Source organism: Nocardioides cynanchi (genome assembly GCF_008761635.1).
GTDB classification, from domain to species: Bacteria; Actinomycetota; Actinomycetes; order Propionibacteriales; family Nocardioidaceae; genus Nocardioides; species Nocardioides cynanchi.
The window spans coordinates 3,699,196-3,721,674 of the sequence record NZ_CP044344.1 but is presented as its reverse complement, the minus strand read 5'-3'; the positions used below and the strand labels follow the sequence as shown (position 1 = coordinate 3,721,674).

Sequence of the window (22,479 nt, the reverse complement as noted above, 5' to 3'; positions counted from 1 at the left end):
AAGGTCCCCTGATCGTCCGGGCCGCGGGCGACCGGGCTCGATCCCGGGAGGCGAGTCGCAGGTCAGGCCGGTCGCGACTCCAGCACGCGGAACCCCCGGGAGCTGGCCAGGCGCGTCGTCGGGTATCCCTGGTCGGTCAGCCAGGCCTGGAGCGAGTCGCCGCCGAGGTTCTTGCCGACCACCATCACCGCCCTGCCGTCCGGGCGGAGCCGGCCGAGCCACCGGAGCAGCAGGTCGTGCAGCGCGGCCTTGCCGATCCGGATCGGGGGGTTGGACCAGAGCTCGTCGAAGCCGACCTCGGCCGGTACGGCGTCGGGCTCGCACGCGACGTACCGGTCCTGGAGGCCGAGCGCCGCGGCGTTCTGGTTGGCGAGCAGCACCGCCCGCTGGTTGACCTCGACCCCGGTGACCCCGCCGGCCGGACCGGCGGCGACGCCGTCCCGGCGCCACGCGTCGGCGATGGCCAGCCCGATCACGCCATACCCCGTGCCGAGGTCGAGCACGTGACCGGGTGGTGGCGGCTCGGTCTCGCGCAGCAGCACGGCGGTGCCCTTGTCGAGCCGGCCGCGGCTGTAGACCCCCGAACCGCTGACCAGGTCGAGCCGGTGCCCCCACACCTCGCAGCTGAACGGCTCGCGGGCGAAGGGCACGGACGGGTCGGCGGTGAAGTAGTGGTGGTCGCTCATGGCACCTCCCGCCGGGCGCGGGTGCGGTCGGCCCGGGCCAGCAGGTCGGCGTCGGGCGGGTAGGCGACCTCCTCGAGCGTCAGCCCGTGCGCGGGTACGACGAGCACGCGCGCGTCGCGGGCACCGGCGACGAGGAGGTCGGCCGGCCAGGAGAGGGGTCGGCGACCCTCGCCGACGGCCACGAGCGAGCCGACCAGCGAGCGGACCATGTGGTGGCAGAACGCGTCGGCGCGGACCAGGCCGGTGATCAGGTCGCCGTCGCGGTGCCAGGCGAGGTCGAGCAGGGTACGCACCGTCGTCGCGCCCGCGCGCCGCCTGCAGAAGGCGGCGAAGTCGTGCAACCCGAGGAGGGCGGCCGAGGCCTCGTTCATCGCCGCGACGTCGAGCGGACGGGGCCAGGCGAGCACGTGGCCGCGCTCCATCGGGTCCGGGATGCCGTCGCAGATCCGGTAGGCGTAGCGCCGCCACAGCGGGGAGAAGCGGGCGTCGAAGCCGTCCGGGGCCGCGACCACACGTCGTACCCGGAGATCGGCGGGCAGGAGCCCGTTCAGCCGCCGAGCCAGCGCCTCGGTCGGCGAGCCGGCGTCGCGCCCGCGTGCCGCCACGAGCACGTGCTCGTCGAGGTCGACGTGGACCACCTGACCGCGGGCGTGCACGCCGGTGTCGGTGCGTCCGGCGCACACCAGCGTCACCGAGGGCAGCCGGAGCACCGTCGTCAGCCCGGCCGCCAGCTCCGCCTCGACGGTCCGCAGCCCCGGCTGCATCGCCCACCCGTGGAAGTCGCCCCCGTCGTAGGAGAGGTCGATCCGCAGGCGCACGGACGGCATCCTACGAGCGGAGAGGACCGTGCCGAGCCCACCGGTCTGCACGGTCGCGGCCTACGATCGGTCAGGTGGACGACCGCCCTGCCATCCTCCTGGTCTCGGAGGACAACGCCGACTTCCTGCTCGACGAGTTCGGCCGCTACGCCCGCGACTACGACGTGCGGGCCGCCCGCAGCGCCGCGGAGGCCAAGCAGGTCGTGCAGGCGCTCACCCGCGAGGGCCGGCCGCTGGCGCTGGCCGTCTCCGAGTCGGTACTGCCCGACGACGACGTGCTGGCGATGTTCCAGCGGCTGCGCACCTACGTGCCGACGGCGCGCCGCCTGATCGCGGCCCACTACACGCGGTTCCGCGACGACGCCGAGGCCCTGCGTCCCGCCCTGGCCAAGGGCAAGTACGACGCCTACCTGCTGATGCCCCGGGGCGCACGGGACGAGGAGTTCCACACCGCGGTCTGCGAGCTGCTCTCCGACTGGGGCTCCACGGTGGCTGCACCGGTGGTCGAGGCGCTTCGGATCGTCTCGCCGAGCAACGACGGCATCACCCTGGCCGTGCGTGACTACCTCGACCGGATCGGCGTGCCCGCCCTGGTGCATCACCCCGACAGCGAGACCGGTCGGGAGATCGTCGCGCGGTACGGCGCCCCGGTGCCGTCGTACCCCCTGGTCGAGCGCTGGAACGGCGACCCCTACCCGGTCTCGTCGGTGCGCGACGTCGCGGTGTCGATCTACGGCCGCCCCGACGACATCGAGGTCGACTCGGTGGTCGACCTGGCCATCGTCGGCGCCGGCCCGGCCGGCCTCGCAGCGTCGGTGTACGGCGCGTCCGAGGGTCTCAGCACGGTCACCATCGAGGCCGAGGCGATCGGCGGCCAGGCCGGGACCAGCTCGATGATCCGCAACTACCTCGGGTTCCCGCGCGGCATCTCCGGCATGCGGCTGGCCCAGCGGGCCCGCAACCAGGCGATCCGGTTCGGCACCCGGTTCTACACCGGTTGGCCGGCCACGGCCCTCGAGGTCGGCCGCGACGGCGAGCCGCACGTGATCCGCACCGAGGGTGGTGACGTCCGTGCCCGTGCCGTGGTGATCGCCTCCGGTGTCACCTACCGCAAGCTCGGCGTCGACGCGGTCGACTCCCTGGTCGGCAGCGGCGTCAACTACGGCGCCGCGATGACCGCCGCCCGCGAGATGGAGGGGTACGACGTCTACGTCGTGGGCGGTGGCAACTCCGCCGGGCAGGCCGCGATCCACCTGGCCCGCTTCGCCAGGTCGGTGACCATCCTGGTCCGACGACCCGACCTGCGCGCGACCATGTCGTCGTACCTCATCGGCGAGATCGAGTTCAACCCGCGGATCACCGTCGAGGGCTGCTGCCAGGTGGTCGACGGTGGAGGCAACGGGCGGCTGGAGTGGATCGAGGTCGAGGACACCGTCACCGGGGAGCGCACCCGCCGGGAGGCCGGCGGCCTGTTCCTGCTGCTCGGCGCCGTCGCCCACTGCGACTGGCTGCCTGACGAGGTGGCCCGCGACGCGCGCGGCTTCGTGCTCACCGGTCGCGAGGTCCCGCCCGAGGCCTGGCGCGACGGCCTGCCGCCGGACAACCTGGTCACCACCGTGCCCGGCATCTTCGCGGTCGGCGACATCCGGGCAGGCTCGATGAAGCGCGTGGCCAGTGCCAGCGGCGAGGGCTCGTCGGTGGTCTCGCTCGTGCACACCTGGCTCGAACCCGCGTCCGCCGAAGCGGGCCGGTGACCTGCCCGTTGGTAGGGTTCCGCCCGTGTCAACCGCTTCCCCATCGCGTCTCCGCATGCTCGACACATCTCGTTGGAAGCGGCTCGGGATCCGGCTCCTGCTCATCGCGCTCGTGCTTGCCGCGGTGGTCTACGCGTTCCTCGCGTTCGTCAACATCCGCACCAACGTGCTGTGGTTCGACTCGGTGCATGCCGGCTCGGTCTACGGCACCATCCTGGGTGCCCAGATCCTGCTGTTCGCGGTCTTCGGCGGCCTGACCGCACTGGCCGTCGCGGCCTCGCTGCTCGTGGTGGTCCGCAACCGGCCGCGCTTCCGCCCGGACCCGGTCCGGCAGAAGTGGCGCGCCCGCTTCGTGCGCTACGAGTCGCGGGTGCGGGTCTGGCTGATCGTCGTGGTCTCCCTGTGGCTGGGCGTGCGCGCCGGCAGCCGGGCGACCCACCGCTGGCAGACCTACCTGATGTGGAGGCACTCGGTCTCGTGGGGCCAGCAGGACCCGCAGTTCCACCGCGACCTGTCCTACTTCGTGTCCATCTACCCGTTCCACAAGATGGTCGACTCCTATCTCAGCTCCATCGTGGTCACCTGCCTGGTGGTCACCGTGATCGCGTCCTACCTGTACGGCGCGCTGCGGATCCGGGGCCGCGGACGCCGGATGACCCCGTCGTTCAAGGCTCAGGTCTCGCTGCTGCTGGGTCTCTACCTCCTGCTCAAGGCCGCGTCGTACTGGCTGGGCCGCTTCGCGCTCTCCACCTCGACGCGTGGGCCGGTGACCGGCCTGTCCTACACCGACCAGCACGCGGTGCTGCCGGCCCGCACCATCCTGATGGTCGTCGCGGTCCTGTGCGCGCTCGTCCTGTTCGCCAACGTGCGGCTGCGCCGGCTGCGGTACGCCGTGCTCGGTCTCGTCACGATGGCGGTCGCGGCCATTCTGATCGGTGGCCTCTGGCCCACGCTGGTGATGCGCTACCGCGAGCAGCCGAGCGCCTCGACCCTGGACCGCACCTCGATCGAGCGCAACCAGGCCGCGACCCTGAACGCCTTCGGCCTCGACCACCAGGTCGCCACCCAGCAGTACGGCGTCACCCGGCAGGCCCGGCCCAGCGGTGCGGCCCTGCTGGCCGAGGCCAGGCAGATCGCCCAGATCCGGCTGCTCGACCCCAACCAGCTCAGCCCGACGTTCAACGTCAAGCAGCAGGTGCAGGCCTACTACAACTTCAAGTCCACCCTCGACATCGACCACTACCCGCTGGCCGGCCAGGAGCACGACCTCGCGGTCGCGGTGCGTGAGCTCAACCTGTCCGGCATCTCGCGGAGCACCTGGACCAACCGGCACCTGGTCTACACGCACGGCTACGGCGTCGTCGCCGCGCCGACCGACCGGATGGACCCGCGCACCGGCACTCCCCTGTTCGTCAACGGCGGGCTACCTCCGGCGAACCGGATCCCGGTCACGACGCCGCAGATCTACTTCGGCCAGAACTCCCCGTCGTACTCCATCGTCGGCCAGCCGGCGGGCAGCACCACCGACCTCGAGTTCGACTACCCCGGCAGCAACAGCGCCTCGGGCGCGGTCCACACGACGTACGCCGGCGGGGGCGGAGTGCCGATCGGGTCGCGCTTCGACCGGTTCCTCTACGCCGTGAAGCTGGGCGACCCCAACATCTTCTTCTCCAGCGAGATCAACAGCGGCTCGAAGCTGCTCACCGTGCGCAACCCGCGCAGCCGGGTGGCCACGGTCGCGCCGTGGCTGACCCTCGACGGCGACGTCTACCCCGCCATGGTCGACGGGCACGTGGACTGGGTGGTCGACGGCTACACGTCCACCTCGAACTACCCCGAGTCGCAGAAGACCAACCTGCGCTCGGCCACCAGCAACTCGCTGACCAAGACCGGCTCGACGGTGACGCAGCCGAACACGACGGTCAACTACCTCCACAACTCGGTCAAGGCCACCGTCGACGCCTACACCGGCAAGGTCACCCTCTACTCCTGGAACCAGGCCGCCGAGCCGGACCCGATCCTGCAGACGTGGGAGGCGGCGTTCCCCGGCCTCGTGCAGCCGGAGTCGACGATCCCGGCCGACCTGCTGCCCCACCTGCGCTACCCGCAGGACCTCTTCAACGTGCAGCGCAGCCTGCTCACCAACTACCACGTGACCAACCCGCGGGACTTCTACAGCGGCAGCGCCTTCTGGAAGATCCCGAGCGACCCGACCCTCGCGGCCACCGCCCGGGTGAACCGCAACGGCATCACGTCGACGTCGTCGTCACCCACGCTCCCGTCGGTCTACATGTCGATGTCCGCCACGGGCGACGGCCCGGCGGGCTACGCGCTGTCCACGCCGATGGTGACCCTGAACGACCGCGACCTCGCCGGCTTCCTGACGGTGAACGCCGAGCCTGGCCCCGGCTACGGACGTTTCACCCTGCTGGAGTTCCCGGCCGGGCAGTCGGTCGGATCGCCGTCGCAGATCCAGAACGACATCGAGTCCGACAACACGATCGCCAAGGCCCTGACCCTGCAGCGCCAGGGCAACTCCAAGGTCGTGCTGGGCAACCTGCTCACGATCCCGCTGGCCGGCCAGGTGCTCTACGTCGAGCCGGTCTACGCCCAGGCGGTGGGCGGCAACTCCTTCCCGATCCTGCGCCACGTGATCGCGGTCTACGGCAACGGGCAGCCGGCCTTCAAGTCGACCCTCGACGACGCGCTCCGCCAGGCGATCGCGAACTTCGAGTCCCGCGCCCACTGACCCGCCGGGCGGCCCGGCCCGGTGGTCGAGCGGTCCTCGGTGGTCGAGCGGTCCCGGTGGTCGAGCGGTCCTCGGTGGTCGAGCGGTCCTCGATGGTCGAGCGGTCCTCGATGGTCGAGCGGTTCTCGGTGGTCAAGCGGTTCTCGGTGGTCAAGCGGTTCTCGGTGGTCGAGCGGTCCTCGGTGGTCGAGCGAAGTCGAGACCACTCAACCGCATGGTTGACAAAGCCTGAGCACCGCCCTACCGTCGTGATCAACCACGAGGTTGAAGAAGGTGACCATGGCGGACCCGCTCTCCCGCGTCTTCGCGGCCCTGGCCGACCCCACCCGGCGCGACCTGGTCGCCCGCCTCACCGAGGGTGACGCGACGGTCGGCGACCTGGCCGCGCCGTACGACGTGAGCCTCCAGGCAGTCTCCAAGCACCTCAAGGTGCTCGAGCAGGCCGGTCTGGTCACCCGCAGCCGCGACGCCCAGCGCCGACCGGTGCACCTGGAAGCCGAGGTGTTCGACCTGATGACGGCATGGATCGAGCGGTACCGGCGACGGGCCGAGGAGCGCTTCGCCCGGCTGGACGACGTCCTGGCCGACCTGAACGACGAGCAGACCACCACCGAGAGGACCCAGGAGGGCACCGCATCATGACCACCGAAACGCACCCGGACACCCGCTACGACCAGGCCGCGATCGAGGCCGACCCGACGGTGCCGATGATCCACATCCGGCGCGACTTCGAGGCCACCCCCGAGCAGCTGCTCCGGGCCCACACCGACCAGGACCTCTTCGCCCGCTGGGTCGGCCCGGCCGGCCTGTCCGTCGTGATCGACCGCTGGGACGCCACCGAGGGCGGCGCCTTCCGCTTCCGCGGAGACGACAGCGACGGCCAGCAGCAGGCGTTCCACGGCTGCTTCCACACCGTGCGTCCCGACCGGATCGTGCAGACCTTCACGTGGGACGGCATGCCCGACGGCGTGGCGCTCGAGACGATGACGTTCGAGGACCTCGGGGACGGCCGCACCCGCCTGCACGCCCGGTCGCTCTGCGACAGCTTCGAGGCGCGGGACGCCTGGCTGCGCAGCGGCATGGAGGTCGGTGTGAACGACGGCTACGCCAAGCTCGACGCGCTGCTGTCCGACGGCGCTGTCTGACCCGCCCGAACGCCCAGGGAGGGTCTCGGCTCGCCGCCACCGACAGCGCGACCTCTCAGGCAGCCGGTGGGACGGGCGGCGTCTCGCGGGTGCTCGTGAACTGCCGAATCTGCACGGCGTGCGCGGTGGTGTGGCCGATCAGGCTGGTGACGATCCAGGCGTAAGGCTTGCCCGCGTAGCGATGGGTGGCCGGCAGCAACGTCGCGGCCCCGTCCTCGGTCAGGTCGCCCAACACGTCGTGAATCCGCCCTCGACAATGGGCGACGTAGCCGGCGAGCTCGGGGCGCGACCAGCCGACCGGCAGGCTGGTGAACGTCTGCCAGTGGGGGTTGCCGGCGAACGGCGGCGGAGGAGACCACGGGACCAGCTCGCCGGCCAGGTCGTAGTCGAGCACCTCCAGGGCATGCCAGGCCACGCTCCATGGTTGGGACCAACGCTGGACTCGTTCTTCTCTCCGGGCAGAACCGCTGATGGGGACGCCCGCGTCGTCGTACACCTCTCCGACGATCTCGGAGGGCTGCACCCGCCACATCGGGACGCGCCAGAGTTCGTCGGGACAGTCGTGGATGACAGCACCCAACAAGTCCACCGCCTCGTTCAGGCTCCGCCGGACGCTGTCAGCCCAGATGGTTCCCATGACCCGACGCTACCCATCAGCGGAGCCGTTCATTCCGCTGTCCGGCCGGTCACAGGCCCAGGGGCGGGGTCCCAAGCAGCTCCACACCGGTGGCAGGAGGTCGATCGCACTCTCATGCCGATGAGCGGTCGACTGCCTCAGCCCTGATGTACTCGGGGGCTGTAGGTGCCGACGGTCCGGTTCTGATCGGGTAGGTCGTCTGAGTCGAAGACACCCGCACTCTTCTTGGACACCTCCAGGACGCGAGCCGCGACCCACCGAGGAGTGTTGATGCACGCCACAGGGAAAGACAGGGCGACCAGGTCGCGTCGGTAGTCGATCCTGACGGTGTTGCCAACCCAATATCGGGCGCAACGCCGCTTGACGGCCCCCTCGTCCGGAAAGCGCACTCTCATGCCGCGAGCAGGGCATCCAGCAGCTCGACTCGGTCCTTCTCCCTCATCTGGTCGGGTAACCGGAGTACTCTCGCCAGACGCGGTCGTCACGGGGAGCGTGGTCATGAGCGAGTTCTACGGAGGCAACTCCGGCAACGAGGTGTTCCGCGACTTCTCGCCGGGGCCGCACGGTGGACTCGACACCGATCCCGACGCCGTTGGCGCCCCCGACGACATCGACAAGGGAGCCAAGGCCGCCTTGATCCTGGGGCTGCTCAGCCTCGTCCTCGGGATCGTGACCGGACTGCCAGCCATCTGGGTAGGACGCAAGTCTCTGCAGCACATCGCCGCCTCCGAGGGCGACTTGAGGGGTCGGCGACTCGCCTCCACAGGGATGGGGCTGGGATGTGTCGGCATCATTCTCACCGGCGTCGTGTGGGTGTACCTCCACCAGCATCCCCGCTTGAACAGCTCGGTCGCGGTCGCCAACCAGCTCGGCTGCGCAGATGTGCAGGCGGTTCGCAACTTCGCAGCGTCCAATTCGGTGACGTGCTCGTTCCGCGGCGAGCAAGTGATCGTGTCGTGGTTCGACTCACAAACCCAAGAAGATGCCTTCAAGAAGGCGAATCAGCACGTCAAGACCGAAGTCGTGGGGCTCCCGATCACTGTCTACGGGGACAGCTGGGCCATTTCCTGCACCAAGGCAACCGTGTGTGCGGCCGCCAAGCAGGCCATGCGCTGAGCCTGACGCGAACGGGCACCTCGAGCCTTCGTCGCACATCCAGGGCAGGAACCGGACGAGCGGGTGGCGAGATCGGCCCTCATGCCATCGTCCCTCGCCACGCTCTCACGCCGATGTGAGTGCGCGTCAGGTTCTGTTCGAATCCGCCGTGTCGAGGTCGATAAGAACGCCGGTCCAACGCGTCTCTGTTGTCCCTGAAGGGATCAGGACCAGAGGCCCTAGGCTCCGACGCGGCGCCTGGAGTGGACTGGTGGCAACAGTAGGAGGTGACGGGCGATGAAGCATCCAAGTTGGTTGTCGAAGCTCCGTCGGTCGCGGAAGGCCTGCCCTGAGTGCGGAGAACAGGTAGCGGAGGCCCATTGCGAGGTCTGCGGCTACGACCTCATCCGCAAGACCCGCGCAGAGGTTTCCTTCCAGAAGCCCCTGTAGTCGGCCACAGGTGCCGGCCGGGCTGGAACCCAACGCCCTCTCATGTCGCTGTGCGGTCGCGCTACCAGTCCATGTCGCGGGCGACTTCTCCCCGGGCCTCGTCGATCTGCGCCTGAGTGACGCCGGGATCTCCGTCTCGTGCTCCAGGCGTGTCAGCAGGACGGTAAGCACCTGCTTCTCTGCCCGGTGGGTGATGGGCACCGATTCAATGTCCTCCGTCATCAGCCAATCGAACAGCACGATGGAGTTGGCTCTCCACAGTTCCAACCTGACTTTGGGTAGGGACGGGTCCAGGCGCGGAATGATGCGGCACCCACGCCTCACACCCCGCTGTCCGGGTGTCCGCTTCATGCCGAGGAGAGGACGCCGGTGGCCGTCGACACGACCGATGGCGAACGATGAAGTGGGTGCGATCGCCACACTCTGATCTCGCACGACTTCTAACCTGTGCTGCATGGAGACAGCCATTGCGATGCTCGTTCTTGTGCTGCTGATCGGGCTCCTCTTTGCGCTGGTGCGGCGAATGCGTACGACCAAGCGCGTCACAGTTTCGGAGGACCTTGTGATCGGCGGTGCAGCGCAGGCCCGGGAGCCCGCGTTGGTGGTCGCCTTGTCGTCCCTCGAGGGCACTCAGTACCTGGGTGTTGCCCCTGGGCGACACGCGGTAGTGCTTCGACGCATTCCCGTGTGGGCGATCATCCCGGTGTTCCTCCTTTTCCCCGTCGGCCTGGCCTTTCTCTTGGTCCGGGAGAGCATCCGCCTTGACATCGCCCTGTTTGACGGTCCTCTTGGGGCCGTAGTCCGTTTGTCGGGACGCTCTGAGTACTACGTGCTGGAGCGCGTCAGAACGGCGCTGACCGCCCTCGCGCCAGTCGAACAAGCCGGGCGCTGATCCACCCGCTCATCAGCGGGCATCGTCACGCCTGAGGGCCGGTGCAGCGCGAACTAGTGCCAACGGGCCAGGTACTTGGTCCGTTCGGCCACGTCACCATCTCGGGTGCGCTTCGTTTCATTGGTGGAAGATCCGCCCGGAGCGAAGTCCACAGGCGGCCCTTTGTGTCAAGAGTTGTCACCTTCGGGGGAGGGCGGCAGTCTCTTCGCGCGCAACGTGGTCGGTGTGATGGCTCCTCCTGGCGAGTCGACGCGAAGCCCGCTGGAGACCAGAGTCTCGAGCGGGCTTTGTTGCTCTCCGCGACAGCGCTGGACGGCAGTAGGGCACACCCTTTGCGATGGCGCAGACGGCCCCCGCTCTGTGTTGTGATGATTCGAACTTGGGCATGCGATCCCCACAGTCCGCCCGTGGAGTGGAATCCCCCGATTTGGCCCTTCACGGCGGCGAGGCGGCCGTCGGCCGGATCCAGAGGTTGGCGGCCGCTGACGCCTGTGCACTCAAGCCCACTGGATACCGCTAAGGGTGTGCCGCGAACGGGTATCGCTGTGTTCCTCTACCCGTGCCGGGCCACGCGCCCGGAAGTGACGTCTCGTGGGCGAGGTCCCATAGCTCCGCGGGGTGTCACCCGTCATCGGGGGATGACGGATGCCCGCTGGGGACGACCCGTACTCGGCGGGCATCCTCATGCCCGAGCCTGGCCTCGTCCTGCGAGCGGCGTGAAGCCCCTGTGGGACGCCGGTATGACGACATTCGATCGCGGGCGCGGACACGCCCACGTCGTTTCGCTCCCGAAGCGCGCTGCGCTGATGTGCTGTCATGGAACCACGACTGGGATCGAACCGGGCGGTCCCGCAGTACCGCCCGTGAAGTGGATCCCCCGGTCCTCGTTCCTTCACGGCGGCGAGGCGGCCGCCAGCCCGCAAGCCGGGTTGGCGGCCGCCGGCGCACGCGCATCGCAAGCCTCAACCCACCGGATCTGGTGCCGAGCCATCACTGAGGGCCAGGGTCCCCGACCAAGAGCCCGGGATGCCGCCGGGGACTCACCCGGGCCCCAGCCCCCCTCGCCGACTGTGCGGGGGGCGACCACGAGAGAGACCCCCGAACTCCAGCGGGCTTCGCCACACCCCCGGCAAACGCCCTCTCATGCCGATGAACGGTCGACTCACTGGTCCTCCGGGTCGACCCCTTCCTTGGCGATCACCTCCACACGGAACCCGAAGAAGTAGGCAGCCGAGAGATCCATGGCCGCCTTCTTGTCAGCTCCTGTCTCGCGTGCGAGTGCCGCCTCGATGAGGTCATGGTCAGACGAGCGCCAGTGCCCGAGAGCCCACCTTCCTGCTTCCTCCCTGGTCACGACCGAAGAGTCCGCAAGGTAGCGAAGCACGCGACACCCGTTGAGGACCATGCGATGAAGAGGGCCACGCTCCATGGCACGAGCCATCTCGACCAGCATCTTCTGCAACGCCTCGTCGGAAGCTTCCGTCGCGTCCATGATCGCCACCCTACGAAACTGGGATCCGGTTGGGCTCAAAATGCCCGCGCATGCCGCTGTCCGGCTCGGCACGGAGTTCGCTGGTGAGTGGGTGTCAGATGCTTGGTGTCGAATCTCGCCTGAACCGTTCGTGGGGAGAGTAGATGGTGGGCCAAGGACCGCCGCCTCGACGAAGGAGCCGAACATGACCGAGTACCTCATCACCGCCAACGAAGAGTGGGTCCCCGACTACTCGGAGGAGCGGATGGAGGAGATGTCGCAGGCAGTGAAAGAGCTGCGAGCGGAGATGAAGGCTGCCGGTGTCTACGTCTTCCTCGGAGGGTTGGACAACTCCGCGCCGGTGTTCAGCGTGGACGCCACCAGCGGCAGTCCGATCTTCACCGATGGCCCCTACACCGAGACCAAGGAGCACCTCGGAGGGTTCACGATCATCGACGTGCCCGACGAGGAGGCGGCTCGCATGTGGGCCGCCAAAGTCGCGACAGCCTGCCTGTGGCCCCACGAGGTGCACACCTTTCAAGTCCCACGGCAGGCCGGCGAGGGCTAGGTGGGGCGCCGCACAGTGCTCCGCTGGTCTCACCTCTTCCAGGTGGCCCGCGCGCGGATGGCTTCAGAATCCCCGGTCCGGTTCTTAGGCTCGCAGCATGTCTGACTTCACCTGGCTTCCGGCCAACCGAGCACGATCCGAGGACGTCGAGACGGTGTTCGCCACAGGAGGCGCCCGCAGATGTCGGTGCCAGGCCCTGAAGGTGCCCGGATGGATCTGGCGAGACACCACCCAGGAGGAACGAGATGCCGCGTTGCTCGAGCAGACCGCCTGCGGCACCGCTGGGCCGACGTCCGGGTTGATCGGGTACGTCGACGGCGAGGCCGCCGGCTGGGTGGCGGTCGAGACGCGTGAGAACTACCCGCGGCTGTGGAGCCGGAAGCAACCGTGGATGCGGATGGACCCTGACCTGGAGGGGGTCTGGTCGGTCACCTGTTTCGTCGTACGCAAGGGATGGCGCCAGTCGGGGCTGACCTACGAGCTCGCCGCGGCCACGGTCGACTACGGCGAGCAGGTCGGCGCCGCGGTCCTGGAGGGCTATCCGATCGAGCCGCCGCCAGGGAAGTCGGTGATCTGGGACGAGGCGTCGGTGGGGCTGTTACAGGTCTTCCTCGAGGCCGGCTACGAGGTGGTGGCCTCGCCCACCCTGCGCCGTCGCGTGGTGCGACGCCGACTGAGCAGTACCTGAGCAGAGCTCCTCACGAAGCGCCGAGCCCACCCGTCGTGCTGGTCCACGACCGACTCGCTCACGGTGATCCGCGTCGTCCCCGACGGGTCCGCTGCACCCGCAGCATCAGCCACAGGAGAACGAAGTTGCCACCCAGCAGCAGCCAGCTGAGGGCGTGTTCCTGGTCGTGGCTCAGGTAGGGGCTCAACGCGAACCACAGGACCGTGCCGAGCACGGCGCCGACGAGCAGGGCGAGAAACTGCGGCTTCCGCTCCCTCACCCACGCGCCGGCCTCGCTCATGGGCGCGACCCTACGCCTGCTCGGTCAGGTCTGGGGGTGGCCGTCCTTGAGCCGGATCGTGGTGTCGCAGCCGGCGGCCAGGCTCTCGTCGTGGGTGCCGATGATGATCGTGATCCCTCGACTGTCACGCAACGAGAAGAGCAGGTCGACGATGTCCCCACCAGTGGTGGAGTCGAGGTTGCCGGTGGGCTCGTCGGCCACGATCAGCCGGGGGTGCCCCATCAGGGCCCGCGCGATCGCGACGCGCTGCCGCTGGCCGCCGGAGAGCTGGGACGGGACGGCATCCTCGCGGCCCTCGAGGCCGACCTCGGCGAGCAGCTCGCGGGCGTGGTCGTGGTCCTGCTTGCCGGAGCGGTAGGGCAGCACCGGCAGCATCACGTTGTCACGGGCGGTCAGGGCAGGAAGCAGGGCGAAGGTCTGGAAGACGAAACCGACGGTGCGGCGGTACTCCACCAGCTCCTTGGTGCTGAAGCCGGTCAGGTCATCGTCGTCGGCAAAGATCGAGCCGCTGTCGGGACGGTCCATGCCACCGACCAGATGCAGCAGCGTCGACTTGCCCGAGCCGGAGGGTCCGCAGAGGGCGGTGACCGAGCCGGCCGGGAAATCCACGCTGACGTCGGCCAGCGCCTGGATCGGGACACCTCCCGGCGTCAGGTAGGTCCGGGAGCAGGACTCGACTCTGATCGCTCGCCCGGTGCGCTCCCGAGCCTCGCTGACGGTCACTCCAGCAGTGTGCGCCTGGCCCGGCGATCCGACAATCGCCCGCCGTCATCGGCCGCGAGACCGTTACCCGTCCGTGACTCGACGTGGCCCGCGACGGGGTGACAATGCAAGGACGCTCGCTCGGAGGAGGCGCCGTGCTGCACATCGTGTGGTCCCAGGTCGCCCGCCGGCGCGGGCGGAGCCTGGCCGTGGTGGCCGCGATCGTCGTCGCCGCGGTCTCGTTCTCCCTGCTGACCTCGGCGGTGGCGAGCTCCCGGCTCGAGGTGAAGGGCAAGGTGACGGCCAACTTCCGGTCGGCCTACGACATCCTGGTCCGTCCGCCACACTCGATCACGCCGCTCGAGCGCTCCGACCGGCTCGTGCAGGAGAACTACCTGTCGGGCATCTTCGGCGGCATCACCATGCAGCAGTACCACCTGATCAAGCAGCTGTCGGGGGTCCAGGTCGCCGCCCCGATCGCGATGGTCGGCTACACCCTGCCGGTCGTGAACCTCCGCTACGCGATCAACAAGTACGTCGATCCGACGAGGAGCCAGCAGCTGCTCCGGGTCGACTTCCGATGGACCAGCGACCGCGGCCTGACACACACCCACGACGCCACCCGGTACTTCTTCGTCACAAAGGAACCCCTCCATCACGGGCAGGCCCTGCGGGATCCCGTGACCGGGCACCAGATCCAGGTCACGTCAGCGTTCGACACCCTGGACACCAACCGGACGTCGGCGTTCCAGAACCCCCCGAACCTCATTCCGTTCTCGACCACCAGGCCGGGGAGACTCGCGCAGAACTACGGACTCAAGCCGGGGCAGATCGGGAGCAACTACCTCTACCAGATGCCGCTGATGATCGCGGCCGTAGACCCCAAGGCCGAGGCGGAGCTGGTGGGCCTCAAGCAGGCGGTCACGTCCGGGCGTTACCTCACCGAGCGCGACCACATCACGCACACGGTGGTCCACGGAAACGGAGGAAGGACGTCCTTGACGTACCGCCAGGTCCCCATGCTCATGAGCGGCCGCCTCACCAGCGACGAGCACATGACCACGGTGGTCTCGACAGTCGACACCGGGATCCCGGACGACCAGCTGCCCGGTCGGCTGGCCGCCAAGGACGGACCACGTTGGGTCACCCATCTGCCGTTCCACGTCGTCCACCGGACCCGCCATCCCGGGAACCAGGTCTACCGACAGCTGCTCCGGACCTACAGCCGCAGCAAGAGCGTTCAGTACTCCGCGCAGTACTGGAGCGCCGGGCAGGTCGACTACCGGCGGGGCGCCGACGGGCATCTCCAACCCAGGCCTCGCACCAACAACCGCTTCACGTGGACGGACAGCACCAGCGGCTTCTTCGCGCCCCCCGAGGCCGGAGACATCGGCTTCCGGAAGCTGATCGTCGCCGAGGCCAGCAACCAGATCTCTCCCGGAAATGTCTACTACGCCCCGGAGCCCCAGGTCGTGGGGCAGTTCGACCCGCACCGGATCGAGGGGTTCTCGAAGCTGTCCCAGGTTCCGCTGACGACCTACTACCCGCCGGCGGCCGCGCCTGCCGACCCACGGGCGGCCCGGCTCCTCCACGGGCAGTCACTCCTTCCGAACAACAACCTGGCCGGCTACCTCCAGCAGCCTCCGCTCCTGCTCACCAACCTGCGCTCGCTCCCGGCGTTCTACGACTCGCAGGCCTTCACCCCGCTGACGAACGGTGAGATGCGCGGATACCCCACCGCGTGGAAGGCGCCGATCAGCGTGATCCGGGTGCGGGTGGCCGGGGTGACGGGTGCCGACGACGCGAGCCGGGAGCGGGTGCGGCTGGTCGCCGAGCAGATCGCACGTCGTACCGGCCTGGACGTCGACATCACCATCGGCACCTCACCCACACCGCAGCTGATCGACCTGCCCGCCGGGAACGCCGGCCGGCCAGCGATGACGTTGCGGGAGGGATGGGTGAAGAAGGGTGTCGCGGTCCAGCTGCTCAGCGCGATCGACACCAAGAGCCTGCTCCTGTTCGGGCTGGTGCTGCTGGTGTGTGCGTTGTTCCTGCTGAACGCCGTGACCGCGGCCGTGCGGTCCCGGACCGCGGAGCTGGGCATCCTGTCCTGTCTGGGCTGGTCGAGCCGGCGGATCTTCTGGCTGCTCGAGATCGAGCTGCTGGTCACCGGCCTCGTCGCGGGACTGGTCGGGACCGCGATCGCCATGGCGCTGGTGGGGATCTTCGACCTGCACGTGGCCTGGCAGCAGCTGCTGCTGATCACCCCGGTCGCCGTGCTCCTGGCCGGCGTGGCCGGGCTGGCGCCCACGCGGAGGGCGAGCCGGGCGGTCCCGATGCAGGCGATCCAGCCCGCCGTGCGAGCGCCGCGCCGGGCGCTGGCGGTCACCTCGGTGACCCGGCTCGGGCTCGTGGGGGTGAGCCGGACCCCGGGTCGGAGCCTGCTGGCGGCGGCCAGCCTGTTCATCGGGGTGGCGGCGCTGGCCGGGCTGCTGGCGATCCAGCAGGAGTTCTCCCAACACGTCGTCGGCACCCTGCTGGGCAACGTGGTCGCGATCCAGGTCCGCGGGGTCGACCTGCTCGCGGTCGCCCTCGTGCTGGGGCTCGGCGCGTTCACCATCGCCGACGTGGCCTACCTCAACATCTCCGAGCGACGAGCCGAGATCGGCACCCTGCGCGCCACCGGCTGGACCGAGCATCACGTCCAACGCCTGTTCGCCACCGAGGCGCTGGTGATCGCGGCGGTCGGCGCCGTCGCCGGCGCGCTCCTCGGGGTCACCGCCACGGGTGTCCTGCTCCACGCCGACGTGCTGATCCTCGGGCGCGCCGCCGGGCTGGCCGCCTCGGCCGGGAGGCTCGCCGCGGTCGTCGCGCTCGTCGTTCCCCTGGTGCGCCTCGGCCATCTCGCCCCGGCCGGGCTGCTCCACGACTGACGTCTGGAGGAGCGCTCGCGGGCTTGTCAGCCCGCCGGTCACACGCCGGCGAGGAACTCCTGCACCCGCTCCATGAGCAGCTCGGCCGAGGCCGGGTCGTAGGCGTCGAGCGAGGAGTCGGCGAACAGGTGCTGGTCGCCCGGGTAGAGGAACAGCTCGGCGGACGCGGCCGAGTCGGCGAGCTCGCGTGCGGCCGGAAGGTCCTCCTCGAAGAACTCGTCGCCCTCCTTGCCGTGGATCTGGACCGGCAGCCCGTCCGGCCAGGCCTCCCCGAACTCTGTGACCGGGAGGCAGGAGTAGACGAGCAGGGCACCGCGGGCGCCCGGTCGCGTCTGCGCGAGGGCCTGGGCGATGGTCACCCCGAAGGAGAAGCCGCCGTACACGAGCGCGGGGCCGAGATCCTCGGCGAACGTGGCGCCGCGTTCGCGGATCGCGTCGAGTCCCGCCTCCCGCGCGAACCCGAAGCCCTCCTCGATGCTGTCGAAGGTGTGGCCGTCGAACAGGTCGGGCATGTGCACCGTGTGCCCGGCCCGACGCAGCTCGTCGGCGAAGGACTTCACCCCGTCGGTCAGACCCTGGATGTGGTGGTACAGCAGCACCTCGGCCATGACCGTCACCTTCCCGAAACTTCAATCGAATAATTTGGAACGTTCGGCGATGCTAGTCTGTTCGGCCATGGGCGACAACCCCCCGGACTACGAGCTGGCCGATCGGATGTCGCTGACCAGGCCCGACCAGGTCAAGGCCATCGGCCACCCGCTCCGCACCACGATCCTGCAGCTGCTCCACGAGCGGGCCGCGACCGTCACCGAGCTGGCGATCGCCGTGGAACGCCCCAAGAGCACGGTCGCCCACCACGTGGAGGTGCTCACCCGCAGCGGCCTGGTCCGCGTGGTCCGCACCCGCAGGGTGCGCGCCGTCGAGGAGCGCTTCCACGGGCGTACGGCGCGGATGTTCTACGTGGCGGCGGAGCCGACCACGGGCGGAGCTGAGATGCCGCGCGACTTCAACGACTTCGAGGTCGCCGCTCGCGAGTCCGCGCCGGCGTTCGAGGAGGGGCGGCTGTGGGGCTTCATCCGACACGCCCGCCTCACCGACGAGCAGGCCCGCCAGTTCTGGAAGCAGATGGCCGACCTGGTCGAGACGTTCGACCGGCTGCCGAGGTCAGGCGAGACGACGTACGGCTTCGCGGTCGGCATCTACCCGGCCGACCACCCGGCGCTGCCGCCACCACGCTGATGCCGGCTAACGGAGCATCAGCCACTCGATGAGCACCGGCCCACCGGCCGGCGCGAACTGGATCGCCCGGATGTCCGAGCCCTTCGGCACGGTGATCAACCAGTACCCCGTCGCGCACTGCCCGGGCGACAGCCCGGTGGAAGGGGTACGTCGGTCGCCGCAACGGCGAGGTGTCGCGGGGGTCCGCCGGGTAGGTCCGGCCGTTCACGTCCTCGGCACGCCAGTCCTTCCAACCCACGGCCTCGCGGCGGTGGCTCGAGCGACTCAGGCAGGTGCGGACCTCCTCGCCGTAGTAGTCCCAGCCGGTCCGGTTCTGGCGCACCCGAGGCCCACTGGCACCGGGCTTGTCCCGGGTCACGATCAGCACCTTCACGACGAAGTCCCCGCCGCGCCGCGGTGGAGGGTTCACGTCGGAGTACGGGCGACGACTCCGGTGCGCCTTCGCAGCGGTCGATGCGGCGTGGGACGGGGCCGGGGAGGACGACCGCGGGGGCACCGAGGTCGGAGCAGTGGAAGGCCCGCCGGGAAGGGCGACCTGATCGCCGGCGTGGGCACAGGCACCCAGGAGCGCAACGGACATCGCCAGTGCGACCGCGGTCCGCAGAACGGACCGGACAGTCGACTTCTTCCCCATACAGCTGGGACGCGTGGGCGCGGGTGATGGTTGTGACGACACGCCGTACGACGCCGAAGGCGGCCCCGCCGGTGCGGAGCCGCCTTCGGTGGTGCTGCGACGGTCAGGCCCGGTCGCCCACCGTGGGCAGGACCGGCGAGGTGACCGAGAAGCCCTTGAAGGTCATCCAGAGGCCGACCGAGAGCTCCCAGGCGGCGATCGGCAGCGTCAGGAAGAACGAGGTCGCCGAGACCTGCTCGATGCCACCGAAGAAGGCCGCGATGAAGGCCGCGAACAGCAGCGGGGCGCCGACCAGTCCGACGGTCGGGATGATCCGGGGCACCAGGCGTGAGCGGTGGAGCAGGGTGCCGAGCAGCACGGCGTTGAAGGCGGGCATCAGGCCGGGGCCGACCAGGAAGGTCCAGTTGCGGACGTCGACCAGGGCGGTCGCGATCGGGGTGAAGGAGGCGGCGTCGCCGGTGCCGGCGTAGTCCTGGCGCAGGGTGACCACGGCGAGGAGGCTGACCACGCCGATCAGGACCACGGCGGCCTCGACCATCCGGGAGGTGACGAAGCCCAGGGCCATCGACCCGTTCTGGCGCTTCACCACCGGATAGAGCGCGACCGCGCTGCCGACGGCTGTGAGCGCATTGACGGCGTCGAGCAGGCAGCCCCACAGCACTCGCGTGTCGTGGCCGGCGCCGGTGACGTAGTGGGCGTCGTTGAGCACCGGTCCGATCAGGATCAGCGCCGGGATCGAGCTGAGGAAGGTGAGCAGGTAGAAGATCCCCGCAGCTCGGGCGTGGCCCCGCATCGGGTCGGTGGTGGCGCCAGGGGCTCGGCGCGTGGTGGGGACGGTGGCGGTGACGGTCATCTCAGGCTCCTGTGGTCGGGCGGTGCGTGGGTGTCGACGGCGCGACGGGGTACGACGTGGCGCCGGGCTCGACCTGGCCGACCGAGACCAGGGTGAGACCGATGTCGCGCAGCTGGTGCAGCAGCCCGTGCAGGGCCGCCTGGTCGACGACGGGGCCCGTGAGCCGGGTGAGACCGTCGGCGGTGGTGAGGCTCATCGGGTCGAACCGGCCGGCCCAGCGTGGGTCGAGACGCCCCTCGAGGCGGATCTCGTACCACGGCGGGCCGTCCGGGCGGCTGTCGGATGAGGTGCTCATGGCCGCACGGTAGGAGCCGACGTGGTGAGCGGGGCTCACATCATGTGGTGATCTTGCCCCGACCGATCAGGTGCAGCTCGCCGCCCCGGGAGACGGCGGCACGTCGGCTGGTCACGCCGAGCTTGGCGTAGATGTTCTTGGTGTGCGTACGCACGGTGTTGAGCGACACGACCAGCTCGCGGGCGATCTCCGGGCCGGTCAGGTCACCGGCCAGCAGCCGGAGCACGTCCAGCTCGCGGGCGCTGAGCTGCTCGACCAGGGCGGTGCTGGTGGCCGCGGCCGTCGTGACGTCGTACCCCGAGAGGAGTCGGCGCGGATAGGCCCACGAGCCGTGCCGGCGGCTCAGCGCGTCGAGCAAGGTCCGCATCGGGGCACCCTCGCTGACGAAGACGTGCACGTAGCCCTCGGGCTCGGCCAGCCGCAGTGCCTGCTCCAGAGGGTCCAGCGCGCCGGGCAGGTCGTGTCGACCGTGGCCGGCATGGTGGGCGAGCGACTGCAGGGCCAGGATCTCGACCAGGCTCCCGATCCGTCCGCCGGCCTCGGCGGCCACCCGGAGCCGCTCCAGCAGCCGGTACGTCGCGCCCAGCGCAGGTGGGTGCTCGGCACCGGAGGTGGCCAGCAGGACCCGGGCCAGGGTGACGTGCTCGTACTCGCGGACGTAGGCGAGGTCGTCGTCGGCGGACACTCCGGCCCGGCGCACCCAGTCGAGAGCGTCGGACGCCCGCCCCTGCGCCACCAGCAGCCGAGCCCGCGTCGCCGGGACCGGCCGCACGTCCGGTGCGAAGTCTCCGACGTAGACCTGCTCGGCCTCCTCGAGGAGCTCGGCCGCGGCGGCGAGGTCCCCGTGCGCCTCGTGCAGCCGGGCGCGGGCGACCCGGCGACGGTAGGGTGCTGGGGCAGACCCGTGTGCTCACCGAGGTCCTCCGCCCGGGTCAGGTGGTCGGCGGCCGACCTGAGGTCGCCGCGCTCGAGCTCGACCAGGGCGAGCCCCACCAGCATGTCCGCCGTCCCGCGCATCACGCCCTCGGGCTGCTCGGCCGCGGCGAGGTCGAGCCCGGCCACATAGGTCCGGCGGGCCTCGCCCAGACGGCCCAGCGTCAGCTCGAGATCGGCGACGCTGATCGAGCAGCCGAGGACGTCGGGGTAGTGCCCGGCTCTCAGCAGCCCGTCGACCGCGGTGGAGTAGCCGCGCACCGCGCCCGCGAGGTCGCCGCTCCCCCAGGCGGCGAGTCCGGCCAGGGCCGCCGCCGCCGAGACCGTGACGTGGTCGCCGGCCGCCGCCGTTGCGATGGCGAGGTCGGCGTGCGCCGCCGTGGCAGCCGGGTCGCCCCGGATCAGGGCCAGCGCCGCGCGGTACATCTCGATCGCGCCGGGCAGCCGCGCCAGGTCGGCGGGGTCGACGGCGGTCAGGACCACGGACGGATCGGCGGAGGCGGAGCCCAGGAGCCGCTCGACCTCGTCGAGCCGGGGCTCGACGTCGGCGAACTCGCCGGTCGACATCAGGGCGCCGATGAAGCCGATCGCCAGCACCGGCCGGGTCGACACCACGTCGGCCGGCAGGTCGTCGATCCAGCTCCGGGCCGTGACCTCGCGACGATCGCGCAGGAAGCCGAGGACGGCGGCCTCGACGAGGTCGGCGGCCGCCGCGACGTCACCGGAGGCGAGGGCGTGCCGGACCGCGGGCACCGGCTCGCCCTCGGCGTCGTACCACCTGCTCGCCCGCCGGTGCAGTGCCGCGACCTCGTCGTGCGGCTCCTCGAGCAGGTGCGCGCGGAGCACGTCGGCGAAGAGGTGGTGGTAGCGGTACCACTGCCGACTGTCGTCCAGCGGGACGACGAACAGGTTCGAGCGCTCGAGCCGCTCGAGCTCGGCCCGGCCGGCGTTACCGCCGGTCACCGCGTCGCACAGCGCGCCGCAGAGGCGGTCCAGGATCGAGGTCTCCAGGAGGAACCGTCGGACGTCGTCGGGCTGGCGGACCAGCACCTCCTCGACCAGGTAGTCCACGACGTAGCGGTCGTCGCCGGCGAAGCCCGCGATGAAGGAGGAGGCGTCGTCGCGGCCCCGGATCGACAGGGCGGCGAGCTGGAGGGCCGCGATCCAGCCCTCCGTGCGGCCCTCGAGCGCCGTGACGTCAGCGGCCGAGAGCCCCAGCCCGATCACCTCGTTGAGGTACGACGCGACCTCGGCCGGGGTGAACCGGAGGTCGGCGGCCCGGACCTCCACCAGCTCTCCCCGCGCGCGCAGCCGGGCCAGCGGCAGCGCGGGATCGGCCCGGGTGCTGATCACCAGCTGCACCTCCGGAGGCAGGTGCTCGAGCAGGAACGCCACGTCGTCGGCGATGGCCGGGCTGTCGGCCAGGTGGTAGTCGTCGAGCACGAGCACGAGCCCCTGGGGCAGGGCACCGAGGCCGTTGAGCACCGTGGCCAGGACCGTCGCGATCGGTGGCTGGGCCGTCTGGAGCAGCGGCAGCGCGGCCTCCGCGACCCCGGGGGCCGCGGCCTCCAGGGCGGTCGCCACGTAGGTCCAGAAGACGCCGGGCTCCTGCTCACCCTCCTCCAGGGACACCCAGGCCACCGGGCGCTCCGCGGAC

General features: G+C 70.1%; 20 protein-coding genes and 2 pseudogenes. 10 read left to right on the top strand and 12 right to left on the bottom strand.

Annotation, left to right across the window (positions count from 1 at the left end; all coding sequences use genetic code 11):
* Positions 1–62: 62 nt before the first annotated feature.
* Both E3N83_RS18065 and truA read right to left on the bottom strand, forming a co-directional pair.
* Entirely contained in the window at positions 63–686 is a 624-nt protein-coding gene (locus tag E3N83_RS18065) for a class I SAM-dependent methyltransferase (protein WP_151084516.1), read from the bottom strand.
* The gene (gene truA, locus E3N83_RS18060) at positions 683–1,513 is read right to left on the bottom strand and encodes a tRNA pseudouridine(38-40) synthase TruA (protein ID WP_151084515.1); all 831 of its coding nucleotides are present in this window, start codon (positions 1,511–1,513) and stop codon (positions 683–685) included. The genes E3N83_RS18065 and truA overlap by 4 nt, the downstream gene beginning before the upstream one ends.
* 65 nt (positions 1,514–1,578) lie before the next feature.
* On the opposite strand from truA, the gene E3N83_RS18055 reads away from it, so the two are divergent.
* The 4 genes from E3N83_RS18055 to E3N83_RS18040 all read left to right on the top strand — a co-directional run bounded on the left by E3N83_RS18055 (position 1,579) and on the right by E3N83_RS18040 (position 7,152).
* Complete coding sequence (locus E3N83_RS18055; RefSeq protein WP_151084514.1) at positions 1,579–3,258, top strand: NAD(P)/FAD-dependent oxidoreductase; 1,680 nt, start codon at positions 1,579–1,581, stop codon at positions 3,256–3,258.
* A gap of 55 nt (positions 3,259–3,313) precedes the next feature.
* Positions 3,314–6,007 (top strand): UPF0182 family membrane protein, encoded by a 2,694-nt coding sequence (locus E3N83_RS18050; protein WP_151084513.1) that lies wholly within the window; start codon positions 3,314–3,316, stop codon positions 6,005–6,007.
* A 279-nt stretch (positions 6,008–6,286) separates the two neighbouring features.
* A complete protein-coding gene (locus E3N83_RS18045) occupies positions 6,287–6,649 on the top strand; it encodes an ArsR/SmtB family transcription factor (RefSeq protein ID WP_151084512.1) in 363 nt (120 codons plus the stop codon).
* Positions 6,646–7,152 (top strand): SRPBCC domain-containing protein, encoded by a 507-nt coding sequence (locus tag E3N83_RS18040; protein WP_151084511.1) that lies wholly within the window; start codon positions 6,646–6,648, stop codon positions 7,150–7,152. Before E3N83_RS18045 ends, E3N83_RS18040 begins: the two co-directional genes overlap by 4 nt.
* Before the next feature lie 55 nt (positions 7,153–7,207).
* On the opposite strand, the gene E3N83_RS18035 is transcribed toward E3N83_RS18040, so the two are convergent.
* Positions 7,208–7,789, bottom strand: coding sequence for a DinB family protein (locus tag E3N83_RS18035; protein ID WP_151084510.1), 582 nt, complete (start codon positions 7,787–7,789; stop codon positions 7,208–7,210).
* Positions 7,790–8,287: 498 nt separating this feature from the next.
* Between E3N83_RS18035 and E3N83_RS18030 the strand changes: the two genes are divergently transcribed.
* Complete coding sequence (locus E3N83_RS18030; protein ID WP_191907859.1) at positions 8,288–8,905, top strand: DUF4190 domain-containing protein; 618 nt, start codon at positions 8,288–8,290, stop codon at positions 8,903–8,905.
* Positions 8,906–9,788: 883 nt separating this feature from the next.
* On the top strand, positions 9,789–10,226 hold the full coding sequence (locus tag E3N83_RS18020; RefSeq protein ID WP_151084508.1) for a hypothetical protein: 438 nt from the start codon (positions 9,789–9,791) through the stop codon (positions 10,224–10,226).
* 1,162 nt (positions 10,227–11,388) lie between these two features.
* Here the strand turns inward: E3N83_RS18020 and E3N83_RS19670 are convergent.
* Positions 11,389–11,718 (bottom strand): aminoglycoside adenylyltransferase domain-containing protein, encoded by a 330-nt coding sequence (locus E3N83_RS19670; protein WP_191907858.1) that lies wholly within the window; start codon positions 11,716–11,718, stop codon positions 11,389–11,391.
* Between the two features lie 184 nt (positions 11,719–11,902).
* Between E3N83_RS19670 and E3N83_RS18010 the strand changes: the two genes are divergently transcribed.
* The gene (locus E3N83_RS18010) at positions 11,903–12,265 is read left to right on the top strand and encodes a YciI family protein (protein ID WP_151084506.1); all 363 of its coding nucleotides are present in this window, start codon (positions 11,903–11,905) and stop codon (positions 12,263–12,265) included.
* A 97-nt stretch (positions 12,266–12,362) separates the two neighbouring features.
* Positions 12,363–12,953, top strand: a complete 591-nt coding sequence (locus E3N83_RS18005) for a GNAT family N-acetyltransferase (RefSeq protein ID WP_151084505.1) — start codon at positions 12,363–12,365, stop codon at positions 12,951–12,953.
* Between the two features lie 58 nt (positions 12,954–13,011).
* Here the strand turns inward: E3N83_RS18005 and E3N83_RS18000 are convergent, their stop codons facing one another.
* The gene (locus E3N83_RS18000; protein WP_151084504.1) at positions 13,012–13,233 is read right to left on the bottom strand and encodes a hypothetical protein; all 222 of its coding nucleotides are present in this window, start codon (positions 13,231–13,233) and stop codon (positions 13,012–13,014) included.
* 24 nt (positions 13,234–13,257) lie between these two features.
* Entirely contained in the window at positions 13,258–13,956 is a 699-nt protein-coding gene (locus E3N83_RS17995) for an ABC transporter ATP-binding protein (RefSeq protein WP_202879267.1), read from the bottom strand.
* 134 nt (positions 13,957–14,090) lie between these two features.
* On the opposite strand from E3N83_RS17995, the gene E3N83_RS17990 reads away from it, so the two are divergent.
* Positions 14,091–16,868 carry an ABC transporter permease gene (locus E3N83_RS17990; protein WP_151084503.1) on the top strand — a complete coding sequence of 926 codons (2,778 nt, stop codon included), beginning with the start codon at positions 14,091–14,093 and terminating at the stop codon, positions 16,866–16,868.
* Between the two features lie 38 nt (positions 16,869–16,906).
* Here E3N83_RS17990 and E3N83_RS17985 read toward each other — a convergent pair whose 3' ends face one another.
* Complete coding sequence (locus tag E3N83_RS17985; protein ID WP_151084502.1) at positions 16,907–17,476, bottom strand: dienelactone hydrolase family protein; 570 nt, start codon at positions 17,474–17,476, stop codon at positions 16,907–16,909.
* A gap of 67 nt (positions 17,477–17,543) precedes the next feature.
* Here E3N83_RS17985 and E3N83_RS17980 point away from each other — a divergent pair, with 67 nt between their 5' ends.
* A complete protein-coding gene (locus E3N83_RS17980; protein WP_151084501.1) occupies positions 17,544–18,107 on the top strand; it encodes an ArsR/SmtB family transcription factor in 564 nt (187 codons plus the stop codon).
* 737 nt (positions 18,108–18,844) lie between these two features.
* Here E3N83_RS17980 and E3N83_RS17975 read toward each other — a convergent pair.
* From E3N83_RS17975 to E3N83_RS20380, 5 genes and pseudogenes are all read right to left on the bottom strand, one after another.
* Positions 18,845–19,594, bottom strand: coding sequence for a DUF4386 domain-containing protein (locus E3N83_RS17975; RefSeq protein ID WP_151084500.1), 750 nt, complete (start codon positions 19,592–19,594; stop codon positions 18,845–18,847).
* A gap of 1 nt (position 19,595) precedes the next feature.
* Positions 19,596–19,889 carry a hypothetical protein gene (locus E3N83_RS17970; RefSeq protein WP_151084499.1) on the bottom strand — a complete coding sequence of 98 codons (294 nt, stop codon included), beginning with the start codon at positions 19,887–19,889 and terminating at the stop codon, positions 19,596–19,598.
* 40 nt (positions 19,890–19,929) lie between these two features.
* Positions 19,930–20,256, bottom strand: a complete 327-nt coding sequence (locus E3N83_RS19870) for a response regulator transcription factor (protein WP_202879266.1) — start codon at positions 20,254–20,256, stop codon at positions 19,930–19,932.
* A 30-nt stretch (positions 20,257–20,286) separates the two neighbouring features.
* Positions 20,287–20,748: pseudogene (locus E3N83_RS20285) on the bottom strand (tetratricopeptide repeat protein); the annotation flags it as partial.
* 47 nt (positions 20,749–20,795) lie between these two features.
* Positions 20,796–21,872, bottom strand: a pseudogene (locus E3N83_RS20380) (winged helix-turn-helix domain-containing protein); the annotation flags it as partial.
* Positions 21,873–22,479 lie beyond the last annotated feature (607 nt).

Coding starts and splice junctions, on each gene's coding strand:
- E3N83_RS18065 (WP_151084516.1), bottom strand. CDS start 686: ATGAGCGACCACCACTACTTCACCGCCGACCCGTCCGTGCCCTTCGCC.
- truA (WP_151084515.1), bottom strand. CDS start 1,513: ATGCCGTCCGTGCGCCTGCGGATCGACCTCTCCTACGACGGGGGCGAC.
- E3N83_RS18050 (WP_151084513.1), top strand. CDS start 3,314: ATGCTCGACACATCTCGTTGGAAGCGGCTCGGGATCCGGCTCCTGCTC.
- E3N83_RS18045 (WP_151084512.1), top strand. CDS start 6,287: ATGGCGGACCCGCTCTCCCGCGTCTTCGCGGCCCTGGCCGACCCCACC.
- E3N83_RS18040 (WP_151084511.1), top strand. CDS start 6,646: ATGACCACCGAAACGCACCCGGACACCCGCTACGACCAGGCCGCGATC.
- E3N83_RS18035 (WP_151084510.1), bottom strand. CDS start 7,789: ATGGGAACCATCTGGGCTGACAGCGTCCGGCGGAGCCTGAACGAGGCG.
- E3N83_RS18030 (WP_191907859.1), top strand. CDS start 8,288: ATGAGCGAGTTCTACGGAGGCAACTCCGGCAACGAGGTGTTCCGCGAC.
- E3N83_RS18020 (WP_151084508.1), top strand. CDS start 9,789: ATGGAGACAGCCATTGCGATGCTCGTTCTTGTGCTGCTGATCGGGCTC.
- E3N83_RS19670 (WP_191907858.1), bottom strand. CDS start 11,718: ATGGACGCGACGGAAGCTTCCGACGAGGCGTTGCAGAAGATGCTGGTC.
- E3N83_RS18010 (WP_151084506.1), top strand. CDS start 11,903: ATGACCGAGTACCTCATCACCGCCAACGAAGAGTGGGTCCCCGACTAC.
- E3N83_RS18005 (WP_151084505.1), top strand. CDS start 12,363: ATGTCTGACTTCACCTGGCTTCCGGCCAACCGAGCACGATCCGAGGAC.
- E3N83_RS18000 (WP_151084504.1), bottom strand. CDS start 13,233: ATGAGCGAGGCCGGCGCGTGGGTGAGGGAGCGGAAGCCGCAGTTTCTC.
- E3N83_RS17985 (WP_151084502.1), bottom strand. CDS start 17,476: ATGGCCGAGGTGCTGCTGTACCACCACATCCAGGGTCTGACCGACGGG.
- E3N83_RS17980 (WP_151084501.1), top strand. CDS start 17,544: ATGGGCGACAACCCCCCGGACTACGAGCTGGCCGATCGGATGTCGCTG.
- E3N83_RS17975 (WP_151084500.1), bottom strand. CDS start 19,594: ATGACCGTCACCGCCACCGTCCCCACCACGCGCCGAGCCCCTGGCGCC.
- E3N83_RS17970 (WP_151084499.1), bottom strand. CDS start 19,889: ATGAGCACCTCATCCGACAGCCGCCCGGACGGCCCGCCGTGGTACGAG.
- E3N83_RS19870 (WP_202879266.1), bottom strand. CDS start 20,256: ATGCGGACCTTGCTCGACGCGCTGAGCCGCCGGCACGGCTCGTGGGCC.